The 12,051-nt window shown below is 66.7% G+C and carries 11 protein-coding genes; 9 read left to right on the top strand and 2 right to left on the bottom strand.

Going from position 1 to position 12,051, the window contains the following annotated elements:
* The first annotated feature begins 122 nt into the window (after positions 1-122).
* From LC062_RS03350 to iolB, 4 genes are read left to right on the top strand one after another with little or no spacing between them, the layout of a single operon-like run.
* Complete coding sequence (locus LC062_RS03350) at positions 123-2,054, top strand: bifunctional 5-dehydro-2-deoxygluconokinase/5-dehydro-2-deoxyphosphogluconate aldolase (RefSeq protein ID WP_224909589.1); 1,932 nt, start codon at positions 123-125, stop codon at positions 2,052-2,054.
* A complete protein-coding gene (iolD, locus tag LC062_RS03345) occupies positions 2,051-3,880 on the top strand; it encodes a 3D-(3,5/4)-trihydroxycyclohexane-1,2-dione acylhydrolase (decyclizing) (protein ID WP_224909588.1) in 1,830 nt (609 codons plus the stop codon). Before LC062_RS03350 ends, iolD begins: the two co-directional genes overlap by 4 nt.
* A gap of 25 nt (positions 3,881-3,905) precedes the next feature.
* Positions 3,906-4,823, top strand: a complete 918-nt coding sequence (gene iolE, locus LC062_RS03340) for a myo-inosose-2 dehydratase (protein WP_224909587.1) — start codon at positions 3,906-3,908, stop codon at positions 4,821-4,823.
* A complete protein-coding gene (gene iolB, locus LC062_RS03335; RefSeq protein WP_224909586.1) occupies positions 4,823-5,623 on the top strand; it encodes a 5-deoxy-glucuronate isomerase in 801 nt (266 codons plus the stop codon). Before iolE ends, iolB begins: the two co-directional genes overlap by 1 nt.
* A gap of 55 nt (positions 5,624-5,678) precedes the next feature.
* On the opposite strand, the gene adhP is transcribed toward iolB, so the two are convergent.
* Positions 5,679-6,698 (bottom strand): alcohol dehydrogenase AdhP, encoded by a 1,020-nt coding sequence (gene adhP / locus LC062_RS03330; RefSeq protein WP_224909585.1) that lies wholly within the window; start codon positions 6,696-6,698, stop codon positions 5,679-5,681.
* Positions 6,699-6,840: 142 nt separating this feature from the next.
* A complete protein-coding gene (locus LC062_RS03325; protein ID WP_224909584.1) occupies positions 6,841-7,452 on the bottom strand; it encodes a HupE/UreJ family protein in 612 nt (203 codons plus the stop codon).
* A 3-nt stretch (positions 7,453-7,455) separates the two neighbouring features.
* Between LC062_RS03325 and LC062_RS03320 the strand changes: the two genes are divergently transcribed.
* The 5 genes from LC062_RS03320 (at position 7,456) to LC062_RS03300 (ending at position 12,047) form a co-directional block, all read left to right on the top strand.
* Positions 7,456-7,728 (top strand): hypothetical protein, encoded by a 273-nt coding sequence (locus tag LC062_RS03320; protein ID WP_224909583.1) that lies wholly within the window; start codon positions 7,456-7,458, stop codon positions 7,726-7,728.
* Between the two features lie 89 nt (positions 7,729-7,817).
* A complete protein-coding gene (locus LC062_RS03315) occupies positions 7,818-9,188 on the top strand; it encodes a V-type ATP synthase subunit B (RefSeq protein ID WP_224909582.1) in 1,371 nt (456 codons plus the stop codon).
* Positions 9,185-9,808, top strand: a complete 624-nt coding sequence (locus tag LC062_RS03310; protein ID WP_224909581.1) for a V-type ATP synthase subunit D — start codon at positions 9,185-9,187, stop codon at positions 9,806-9,808. Before LC062_RS03315 ends, LC062_RS03310 begins: the two co-directional genes overlap by 4 nt.
* Positions 9,805-11,601: a V-type ATP synthase subunit I gene (locus LC062_RS03305; RefSeq protein ID WP_224909580.1), complete on the top strand. Its 1,797-nt coding sequence runs from the start codon at positions 9,805-9,807 to the stop codon at positions 11,599-11,601. Before LC062_RS03310 ends, LC062_RS03305 begins: the two co-directional genes overlap by 4 nt.
* Positions 11,598-12,047 (top strand): ATP synthase subunit C, encoded by a 450-nt coding sequence (locus tag LC062_RS03300; protein WP_181758277.1) that lies wholly within the window; start codon positions 11,598-11,600, stop codon positions 12,045-12,047. Before LC062_RS03305 ends, LC062_RS03300 begins: the two co-directional genes overlap by 4 nt.
* The last annotated feature ends 4 nt before the right edge of the window (positions 12,048-12,051 follow it).

Below are 12,051 nucleotides of genomic sequence, written 5' to 3'. Positions count from 1 at the left end.
ATTTATGTTCCGTTTTGAGCCTGCGTGATGGCCTGCGGACGGCTGCCGGATGGTGTCGGGCGATGTGGGTCGGTTTCAGGGATTGATAGGACGGGGAGCCCGATTGTCATGGTGGGAAACTTGTGAAGACGCTGGATGTGATCACCATCGGCCGCGCCTCCGTTGATCTTTACGGGGCGCAGGTGGGCGGGCGGCTGGAGGATATGCGCTCCTTCGGCAAGTATATCGGCGGGTCGCCGACCAACATGGCCGCCGGCACCGCGCGGCTCGGTCTGAAATCGGCGCTGATCACCCGGGTCGGCGATGAGCACATGGGCCGGTTCATTCGCGAGCAGTTGCAGCGCGAAGGGGTCGATGTCTCCGGCGTCGTCACCGATCCGGAGCGGTTGACCGCGCTGGTGCTGCTCGGCATTCGCGATCAGGAACAGTTTCCGCTGATCTTCTATCGCGACAATTGCGCCGACATGGCGCTGTGTGAAGACGACATTGACGCGGACTTCATCGCCTCGGCCCGCGCGGTGGTCGCCACTGGCACCCATCTGTCCCATCCCCGGACGGAAGCGGCGGTGCTGAAGGCGCTGCGCCTTGCCCGCGACAGCGGCGCGCGCACGGCACTCGACATCGACTACCGGCCGAATCTCTGGGGGCTTGCCGGCCATGATGCCGGGGAAAGCCGGTTCATCGCCTCGCCGGAAGTCACCGCCAAGCTGCAATCGACCCTGCCGCTGTTCGACCTGATCGTCGGCACGGAGGAGGAATTCCACATCGCCGGCGGCAGCACCGATACGCTCGCGGCCTTGCGCGCGGTACGCGCCGTGACGGCGGCGACGCTGGTGTGCAAGCGCGGCCCCATGGGCGCTGTCGCCTTCACTGGACCGATTCCGGACGATCTCGACGCAGGGATCTCCGGTCCGGGCTTTCCCATTGAGGTGTTCAATGTGCTCGGTGCCGGCGATGGCTTCATGTCCGGCCTGCTCAAGGGCTGGCTTGACGACAGGGACTGGAAGACCGCGCTCACCTATGCCAATGCCTGCGGTGCGCTGGCCGTGTCGCGCCATGGCTGTGCGCCGTCCTATCCGAGCTGGGAGGAGTTGCGCTTCTTTCTGGAGCGCGGTGTGCGCGTGCCCGCGCTGCGCCACGACGCGGCGCTGGAACAGGTGCACTGGTCGACCAATCGGCGCGGCGACTGGCCCGAGATGCGGGTGTTTGCCTTCGATCACCGCAAGCAGCTTGAGGATATGGCCGAGGAACTGGGCGCGGATCCGAAGCGGATCGGCGCTTTCAAGCGGCTGTGTCTTGCTGCGGCGCTGGCGGTGAAGGGGGACCTGGACGGGTACGGCATTCTTTGCGATGGCCGGCTCGGGCCGCAGGCGCTTTATGATGCCGCCGGCACGGGTCTGTGGATTGGCCGGCCGGTGGAGCGGCCCGGTTCGCGCCCGCTTGAGCTGGAAATCGGCCCGGACTATGGCTCCGATCTCGCCGAATGGCCGACGGAGCATGTGGTCAAGGTGCTGTGCTTCTATCATCCGGACGATGAGCCGGAGATGAAGCGTCAGCAGGAGGAGCGTGTCGTGCGGCTCGCCCGGGCGGCGCGCGCCAATGGGCTGGAGCTGTTGCTGGAAGTGATTCCGTCCAAGGTCGGGCCGGTCGGCGACGACACCACCGCCGCCGTCATTCAGCGGTTCTACGATCTCGGCGTCTATCCGGACTGGTGGAAGCTGGAGCCGATGACGAGCGCCGCCGGCTGGGAGAAAACCTGCGCGGCGATCTCCCGCAACGATCCGCATGTGCGCGGTATTGTCGTTCTCGGGCTCGATGCGCCGGCGGATCGCCTGCGGGCCAGTTTCGAGGTTGCGGCCGGGTTCGATCTGGTGAAGGGCTTTGCCGTCGGCCGGACGATCTTCGGGCCGAGTGCGCGCAAGTGGCTGGCCGGCGAGATTGACGACGCGGCGGCGGTGCGGGCCATGCGCGAGGCCTTCGTCGGGCTGTGCGCGGCCTGGGACGCGGCGCGAGAGACCGCCGCCGGTGCAAAGACGATGGGAGCCAAGGCATGACGACGATCCGGCTGACCGCCGCGCAGGCGATGGTACGCTATCTCATCGCCCAGAAGAACGAGGAGGGCGAGCCGCTGATCCCCGGATGCTGGGCGATCTTCGGCCATGGCAATGTCGCTGGTCTCGGCGAGGCGTTGCAGGCGGCGGGGGATGAATTCCCGACCTGGCGCGGCCACAACGAGCAGGGCATGGCCCATGCGGCGATTGCCTATGCCAAGGCGCGAAACCGGCGTCAGGCCATGGCGGTGACCACCTCCATCGGCCCGGGCGCCGCCAACATGGTGACGGCCGCCGCCCTTGCCCATGTCAACCGCCTGCCGGTGCTGCTGGTGCCGGGGGATGTGTTTGCCAACCGCGCCCCGGACCCGGTGTTGCAGCAGGTGGAGGATTTCGAGGACGGCACGGTTTCGGTCAATGACTGTTTTCGCCCGGTCAGCCGCTATTTCGACCGGATCACCCGGCCCGAGCATCTCCTGACCGCGCTGCCCCGCGCCATGGCCACCCTGACCGATCCGGTCGCTTGCGGGCCGGTGACCCTGGCCTTCTGTCAGGATGTGCAGGCCGAGGCCTTCGACTGGCCGGAGAATTTCTTTGCGCAAAAGACCTGGCGCCGTCGCCGTCCACGGGCGGATCGCATGGAGGTGCAGGCCGCCGCCGAGGCGATCCTGGCCGCGAAAACCCCGCTGATCATTGCCGGGGGCGGGGTGCATTACGCCGGCGCCTGTGCCAGCCTCGCCGCCTTTGCCGAGGCTCATGGCATCCCGGTGGCCGAGACCCAGGCGGGCAAGTCGGCGCTGCCGGCGGATCATCCGCTGAACCTCGGCGCCATTGGCGTTACCGGTTCCTCTGCCGCCAACGCGGTCGCGGCAAAAGCGGATCTGGTGATCGGCGTCGGTACCCGCTTTCAGGACTTCACCACCGGCTCCTGGGCGCTGTTTCGCAACCCGGACCGGCGCATCCTGTCGATCAATGTCGCCGCCTATGACGCGATGAAGCACGACGCCCTGTCGCTGGTCGCCGATGCCGATGGCGCGCTGAACGAGTTGTCGGCGCTTCTCGGCGATCATGCGGCAACGCCGCCGGCGCCCGCCTTGCGCGCCGAGTGGCTCGATGCTGTGGCTAAGGTGACCGCGCCGCCCGCCGGCAATGCCCTGCCGAGCGATGCCCAGGTGATCGGCGCGGTGCAGCGCGCCAGTGACGAGAACGCCATCGTTCTGGGGGCTGCCGGCGGCCTGCCGGGCGAGCTGCACAAGCTGTGGCAGGCGGGGCGGCCAAACGGCTACCACATGGAATACGGCTTTTCCTGCATGGGCTACGAGATCGCCGGCGGTGTCGGCGCGAAGATGGCCCATCCGGACCGGGACGTGATCGTCATGGTCGGCGACGGCTCCTACATGATGATGAACTCGGAGCTGGCCACCTCGGTGATGCTCGGGGTCAAGCTGATCGTCGTGCTGCTCGACAATCGCGGGTTTGGCTGCATCGACCGTCTGCAGCGGGCCACCGGCGGGGAGAGCTTCAACAACCTGCTCGATACGGCCCGCCATGTGCAGCCGAGCGCCATCGACTTCACCGCCCATGCCGCGTCGATGAACGCGATCGCGGAAAAGGTCGATGACATCGCCGGGCTGGAGGCGGCGCTGCAGCGGGCGCGCGCCTCCGACCGCAGTCATGTGATCGTCATCGACACCGACCCGCGCATCTCCACCGATGCGGGCGGTCACTGGTGGGACGTGGCCGTGCCGGAAGTCTCCGGCCGGACCGAGGTGCGGGCGGCGCGCCAGTCCTACGAACAGGCTCTCACACATCAACGGCCGGCCGACTGACGGCGGCGAGCGGAAAGCGACTGCGATGATCCTCTATGGCACCAACCCGATTGCCTGGTCGAACGACGATGACCAGACCCTCGGCGCCCATATCCCGCTGGAAACCTGCCTGCGTCAGGCGGGCGAGATCGGCTTCGACGGCATCGAGAACGGCCACAAGTTCCCGGTCGACCCGGAAGAACTGCGCGCCGTGCTGGAGCCCCATGGCCTGCGGTTCGTCTCCGCCTGGTATTCGCTCAACCTCCTGACCCGCTCGGTCGAGGAGGAAATCCGCGCGATCCAGCCGCATCTTGATCGGTTGAAGGCGATGGGCTCGCCGGTTTGCATCGCCTGCGAGACCTCCAACGCGGTGCATGGCGCCGATGACACACCGGTCAATGACCGGCCCCGGCTCGATCCGGAGCGGTTCGCCGCCTTCTGCAAGGATGTGGAGGCGGTCGCCGCCCATTGCGCGGCCGAGGGCGTGCCGCTGGTCTATCATCACCACATGGGCACGGTGGTGGAGAGCGAAGCGGAGATCGACCGGTTCATGGCCGAGACCGGCCCGGCGACCCGGTTGCTGCTCGACACCGGCCACGCCTTTTTCGGCGGTGGCGACCCGGAGGCGCTGGCCCGCCGGCACATGGGGCGGGTGAGCCACTTGCACGCCAAGAACGTGCGGCCCGATGTCATGGCCGAGGTGCGCGAACAGGGCTTGAGCTTCCTGGAAGGCGTGCGGCGCGGCGTCTTCACCGTACCGGGCGATCCGGACGGGGGCGTGGCCTTCGAACCGGTGCTGCGCATCGCCGCCGAGCATGGTTATTCCGGCTGGTTGGTGATCGAAGCGGAGCAGGACCCGGATCAGCGCGATCCGGTCCACTATCAGTCGATGGGGCTTCAGGCCCTGCGGCGCATGGCGCGGGACTGCGGGCTCGACAAGGCCCCGGCAAGGGAGACGAACTGATGGCGGATCTTCTGGTCAGGCCAAACGGCAAGAGCGGCAAGGTGCATGACATCACGCCGGAAAGCGCCGGCTGGGGCTATGTCGGCTTCGGGCTCTATCACCTGGCGCCGGGCGAAAGCGCCGCCGAGGCGACCGGTGACCGGGAGGCGATCCTGGTGCTGGTCGAGGGGCGGGCGGAGATCGACGCCGGCGGCCAATCCTTCGGCGAACTCGGCACCCGCATGAGCGTGTTCGAGCGCAAGGTGCCCGATTGCGTCTATGTGCCGAACGGCAGCAACTGGAGCGCCCGGGCGACCACCGCATGCACCCTGGCGGTCTGCACCGCCCCGGGCAAGGGCAACCATCCGGTGCGCCGGATCGAGAATATTGGCTTCGAGGAGCGCGGGCGCGGCGCCAACACCCGCTACATCCATCCCATCGCCATGGAGGACAAGGACATCGCCGACAGCCTGCTGGTGACCGAGGTGTTCACCCCCCAGGGCAACTGGTCGTCCTACCCGCCGCACCGTCATGACGAGGATGCCTTCCCGGAGATGACCTATCTGGAGGAAACCTACTATCACCGGCTCAATCCGGCGCAGGGCTTCGGCTTCCAGCGGGTCTTCACCGAGGATGGCGCGCTGGACGAGACCATGGCGGTCTCCGATGGCGATGTGGTGCTGGTGCCCAAGGGGCATCACCCCTGCGGCGCGCCCTATGGCTATGAGATGTACTATCTCAACGTGATGGCCGGCCCCTTGCGCAAGTGGCGTTTCCAGAACCATCCCGATCACGACTGGATCACCCGGGCGGAGTTTTAGGCCCGAGGCGGGGAGGCCGCCGCGCCGGACAGGACGCGGCGGCGCTTCCCTCTGGTCAGATTTCCATCACGATCCGTCCATCGATCGTGCCGGCCCGCATCCGGTCGAAGATGGCGTTGATGTTGTCGAGACGGTCGGTGGTGTAATGGGCGGCGACCTTGCCTTCGGCGGCGAATTGCATCGCCTCGGCCAGATCGTTGCGCGTGCCGACGATGGAGCCGCGAATGGTCTTGCGGTTCAGCACCGTGTCGAAGATCGGCAGCGGGAAATCGCCCGGCGGCAGGCCGACAAGGCTCATGGTGCCGCCGCGTGCCAGCATGTGAAAGCCCTGGCTGAACGACTTCGGCGAAACGGCGGTGACCAGTACCCCTTCCGCCCCGCCGCCTTTCTGCACCTCTTCTGCCGGATCGGCTTCGAGCGCATTGATCGTCAGGTCGGCGCCGAGATCGCGTGCCAGCGCCAGCTTGTCCTCGGCGATATCGACGGCGATGACGTGAAAGCCCATCGCCTTGGCGTATTGCACCGCCATGTGGCCAAGCCCGCCAATGCCGGTGATGACCACGGTCTGGCCGGGCCGGGCCTCGGTTTCCTTCAGGCCCTTGTAGACGGTGACCCCGGCGCACAACACCGGCGCGGCCGGGTTGAACTCCAGCCCATCGGGCAGATGGCCCACATAATCGGGATCGGCGAGAACGTAGTCGGCAAAGCCGCCATTGACGCTGTAGCCGGTGTTCTGCTGGTCGCCGCAGAGGGTTTCCCAGCCGCCGACGCAGTGCTTGCAGTGGCCGCAGGCCGTGTGCAGCCACGGCACACCGACCCGGTCGCCTTCCCTCACGGAGGTGACACCGGCGCCGACGGCAGCCACATGGCCAACGCCTTCATGTCCGGGAATGAACGGCGGCTGCGGCTTGACCGGCCAGTCGCCCTCGGCGGCATGAAGGTCCGTGTGGCACACGCCGCTGGCGGCGATCTTGACGATGATCTTGCCGGGCGCGACCTCCGGCTTGGCGACTTCGGAAATCTGGAGCGGGGCTCCGAATTCCCGGACGACGGCCGCTTTCATGGTGCTTGGCATGCTGTCTCCTTCCCGCGGTCTGCGATGGACGAGAGAGGCCGGGCGGGCCGCATCGGCCCGTCCGGCTGGAGTTCAGCATAGCCCAGTATCAGCTACCGGGCGTTGCGGAAGATCAACCGCAGCTGTCGATGTGCGCGCTGGCTCAGGCCCAGATCAGCGCGGCGCCGGCCAGCGCGGTCAGGCCGCCAAGCACCCGGGTGACGGTGAGGCCGGACAGGCCGGACCGTCCGAACAGCGCGCCCGCGCCATAGCCGATGGCAAGGCCGGCGCCGTGCAGCAGGGCGGTCGCCAGGGCAAAGCCGGCGCCATAGGCGACCTGCGTTGCCGCGCCGATCTCGCCGCCATGGGCATGGCCATGGAACAGGGCGAAGGCGGCGACGATCACCGCGCAAGGTCCGACCGGCAGACGGACGGCGAGGGCAGCGAGCAGGCCGATGGCGATCACCGAGGCGAGAATCGCCGGCTCAACGAATGGGAGCGGCACGCCGGCGATGGCGAGCACGAAGCCGGCGAGCATTGCGCCGACGAAGGCGGCAGGCACGCCAAGCAGCGCCTTGCCGCCGATCTGCCAGGCCCAGAGGCCGACAGCGACCATCGCCAGGATGTGATCGGCCCCGAACATCGGATGGGAAAAGCCGGCGGCGAACGAGCCGTGCTCGCCGGGGTTGAGATGGGCGAGCGCCGGGGTGGCGCCAGTGGCGAGGGCCGCGCTCGCGGCGGTCAGGGCAAGCGCGGGGCGCGTGAATCTGGTCATTCGGTGATCCTTGTCCAAAAGTCGATCGAGCGCCCCGAAGTGGGTCGCGCCTTGAAACGCCGGGTCGCGCCGCTGGGGCCAATGGTCGCGAAGGGAGCGGATCCGACGGCGGCGATGCTATGGTCGGTGAGCGCGCGTCGACAAGCTCAAATATTGATCTTTACCGATCTTTCGGTGCCTTTTCGCGAAATTGCGCGCCTGGCGAGTGACCTTTCCGGTGATCCCTTGCCCTGGGGAGATCGTCATGCCCTTGATATTTTTTGCGTTGCACAATGAAAGGGCGACGGCAATACTCGGCACACGTGTTGCGGTCATCGCCCGGGGGCGCATACCCTGGGGTCGGTAACGAGAACGAGGGATAAATCATGCTGGTGTCCCATACACGCATTGTCGATATCGTTGGCGACATCATCCGAATTCGCGCTGGCGCCGGCGCTGGAAAGAGCGAGGGGCAACCCTGTCTCGGCGATCTTGCCCGGGTGACCAGCGACAACGGCTTTGCCTCGCTGGCGCAGGTCATCGGCATTGACGGCGAGATGGTTTCCCTTCAGGTCAACTTCGGTACCAAGGGGCTGCCCAACAACGCCGAGGTGCGTTTCCTCGGCGAAGCGATGCAGGTCACCTTCTCCGGCAGCATTCTTGGCCGGGTGTTCGACGGTGCGGGCGTGCCGATCGACCGGGGGCCGGATCTGTCGCATGACCCGGCCATTCCCATCGGCGGCCCCTCGGCCAATCCGATGAAGCGGGTGCTGGCCTCGCGCATGATCCGCACCGATGTGCCGATGATCGACGTGTTCAACTGCCTGGTGGAAAGCCAGAAGATCCCGATCTTTTCCGTCTCCGGTGAGCCGTACAATCCGTTTCTGGCGCGCATCGGCATCCAGGCGGATGCGGATGTGGTGGTGTTCGGCGGGCTTGGGTTGATCTTCGACGATTACGCCTTCTTTCGGAAGCAGTTCGAAGATGCCGGCGTCTTCCCGCGCACGGTGATGTTCGTCAACCAGGCATCCGATCCGGTGGTGGAGCGGCTGCTGGTGCCGGACATGGCGCTGGCGGTGGCGGAGAAATTCGCCGTCGAGGAGGGCAAGCGCGTCCTGGTGCTCCTGACCGACATGACCGCCTTCGCCGACGCGCTGAAGGAAGTGTCGATTGCCATGGAGCGGGTGCCGGCCAACCGGGGCTACCCGGGCGACCTCTATTCGCAATTGGCGCGGCGCTACGAAAAGGCCTGCGATTTCCGTGGTTCCGGCTCGGTGACCATCCTGTCGGTGACGACGATGCCCGGCAATGACGTCACCCATCCGGTGCCGGACAACACCGGTTACATCACCGAGGGACAGTTCTACCTGCACAGCGGTGTGCTCGACCCGTTCGGCTCCCTGTCGCGGCTCAAGCAACATGTGATCGGCAAGGTCACGCGCGAGGATCACGGCCAGATCATGAACACCATGATCCGGTTTTATTCCGGCGCGCGCGAGGCGGAGCAGAAACAGTCGATGGCCTTTGAGCTCTCCGACTATGACCTGCAGCTCTTGCGCTTCGGCACGCTGTTCCGCGAGCGGTTCATGAACATCGAGGTGTCCATGTCGCTGGAGACCGCACTGGATCTGTGCTGGCAGACCTTGGCGGAATGCTTCCGGCCCGAGCAACTCCTGATGAAGCAGGATCTCATCGATCGGTATTTCCCGCATCAGAACGGCGAGGCCGATCAGGCGAAGGTCGAGGCGGTGGGATGAGCCGGGTCGCGCTCAACAAGTCCTCGCTGGCCCGCGAAATAGGGCATCTTGCCGAATACCGGCGCTTTCTGCCCTCGCTGGAGCTGAAACGGCTGCAGATCGTCTCCGAGCGGGCGCGGGCGAAGACCGAGGCTGCCCGGCTCGACGAGGAGGTGAAGACGCTGGTGGCGAAGACCGGCGCCGCCTTGCCGATGCTGGCCAATGAAGACGTTCCGCTCGATGGGCTTGTGACCCTGGAGCACGTGGAGGTGAGCGCGCGCAACCTCTCCGGAACCTTGCTGCCGGTGCTGGGCGATGTAAGTATCACCGTGCGCGACTATCCGCGCCTCGGGCGGCCGCATTGGGTCGACGCGGTTGTCACGGCCTTGCGCGAGCTGATCCGCTTGCAGCTGGAGCGGGATATCGCTCATGCGCGGCTGGAAACGCTGATCGAGGCGGAGCGGGTGATTTCCCGCAGGGTCAATCTGTTCGAGAAGGTGCTGATCCCCCGCGCGGAGGGCAACATCCGCCGGATCCGCATGGCGCTCGCCGATGCGGATCGGGAGGCGGTGATCCGCGCCAAGCTGGCAAAGCGCAAGACCGCCGCGCGGGCGGCAGGCGCAAGGATGGCCGAGCTATGACCATCGTCCCCCTGCGCAAGGTCAGCCTGCTGGGCATGCTGGAAGACAAGGAGGCGGTGCTCGATGCGGCGCAGGCCTTCGGCGGCTTGCATCTGATCCCCTTGCGCAATGCGCAAAAGGAGCTGGAAGCGGTGCCCAGCGGCACCGGGCGCGAGGCGATGAACGCCCTGCGCTGGTTGATGGACTGTCCAGCGCCGCGCCGGGTGATCACGCGCGACGGGGGTTTCGACGTGCAGGCGGTGATCACGGCTGCGGGCGAGAACCGGCGTGCCCTGCGCCAGGCGGAGGACGAGAAGGCGGCGCTGCTCAAGCGCATTGCCGATGTCGGCCGCTGGGGCGAGTTCGCTTTTCCCGATGTGGAGGAGCTCGGCGGCTATCGCCTCTGGTTCTATGAGGTGCCGTTAGGGCAGGAAAGCCGGCTGAAGCCGGCCGGCCTGACCGTCGAGACGGTCTATCGCGACCGGCGGACGGCCTTCATGGTGGTGTTGTCGCCGCAGGAGCCGCCGGCCTCGGCCATGCCGGTGCCACGGGTGCATATTGGTGCCCATGCGCTGTCGGCGCTGGAGACCCAGCTTGAGGCGGTGGAAATCCGGCTCGACGATCTGTGGATGCAGCGCCGCGACCTGAGCAAGTGGCGGATGCTGCTCGCCGGCAATCTTGCCCGGGCCCGGGACAGCGCGGCGCGGCGGCGGGCGGCGCTGGAGACAGCCGAGGTCGGGCGCATCTTCGTCATGCAGGCCTGGGCTCGCGCCGATCAGGTCGAGGAAATCGAGCGGTTGGCCGCCCGCCTCGGCATTGCCGCTCACGTGGAAAAGCCGGGCGGAGATGACGCACCGCCGACCCTTCTGGAAAACGCGCCCGGGCTGGCCGCCGGCGAGAATCTGGTCGAGTTCTACCAGACCCCGGGCTATCGCGGCTGGGATCCGTCGGCCATCGTCTACGTGTCCTTCATCGTCTTCTTCGGCATGATCATGACCGATGCGGGCTACGGGCTGTTGCTGCTGGCGCTGTTGTTCGCCTTCCGTGGCCGATTTTCCGGCTCGCCGACCAGCCGGCGGATGCTGGTGATGGGATATTGGCTGGCGCTGTCCACTACGGTATTTGGCGTGCTGACCGGCAGTTATTTCGGCGTCGAGCCAAAGGCGGGCACCGTCTTCGCCCGCCTCAATCTGGTGGATCTTGCCAATGTGGACGCGATGATGAAGGTCACCGTCGGCATCGGCGTTCTGCATCTCGTCATCGCCAATCTGGTGAGTGCCTGGCACGGGCGGGGGACCGTCGGCCGGTTGCCGCCGCTCGGCTGGTGCCTGGTGGCACTGGGTGGGCTCACCGCCTATCTCGCCGGCGGAACGGGCGTGATCGCCGATCTCGGTATTGCCGGCATCGGTCTTGGGCTTGGCGTCGTGGCGGTCTTCGCCAGCGACCGCCCGGTCTCTTCCCTGCGCGGTCTTGGCGCGCGGGTGGCCGCCGGGCTCATGGGCCTGGCCCGGGTGGTGAATATCTTCAGCGATGTGCTCAGCTACATGCGCCTGTTCGCCCTCGGCCTTGCCGCTGCGTCGCTGGCGGCGACCATCAACGCCCAGGCCGGGCAACTGGTACATGCGGTGCCCGGCGTCGGCGTGCTGCTGGCGCTGGTGGTGCTGGTGGCCGGGCATGCCATCAACATGGGGCTGGGGCTGATCGCCGGCACTGTTCACGGGCTGCGGCTCAACGTCATCGAATTCTTCAATTGGGGTATGTCGGAAGAGGGGCGTCCATTCCGCCCATTCCGCAAAGAGGAGACACGCTTGTGACTGAACTCCTTCTCGTTCTTGGGTGGGTCGGTCTCTTCGCGCCGGTGGCGCTCGGGGCCATCGGCAGCAGCATTGGCTGTGCCCGCGCCGGCAGCGCGGCGATCGGTGCGATGCTCGACACCGAGTCCGGTTATGGCCGGTTCATCGGCGTGTCGCTGATGCCGTCCTCCCAGGTGATCTACGGCATCGTCATCATGTTCTCGCTGCAGCGCGATCCGATGACCGCCGAGGCCGCAACCGCGATCTTCGGCATCGGCCTGCTGGCGGGCATTGCCCTTCTGTACATCGGCCTGCGCCAGGGCGACGTGCTCGCCTCTGCCATCAGCGCCTCCAAGGCCAAGCCGGAAATCTTCGGCATCTCGCTGGCGCCGGCGGCGGTGCTGGAAGGCTTCGCGGTGTTCGCGCTGGTGTTCGCGCTGGTGCTGAGCGGTACCATTCCGGGGTAACCAC

This window comes from Stappia indica (assembly GCF_020177335.1).
Lineage (GTDB): Bacteria > Pseudomonadota > Alphaproteobacteria > Rhizobiales > Stappiaceae > Stappia > Stappia indica_B.
This window is presented reverse-complemented; position numbering and strand designations above follow the sequence as displayed.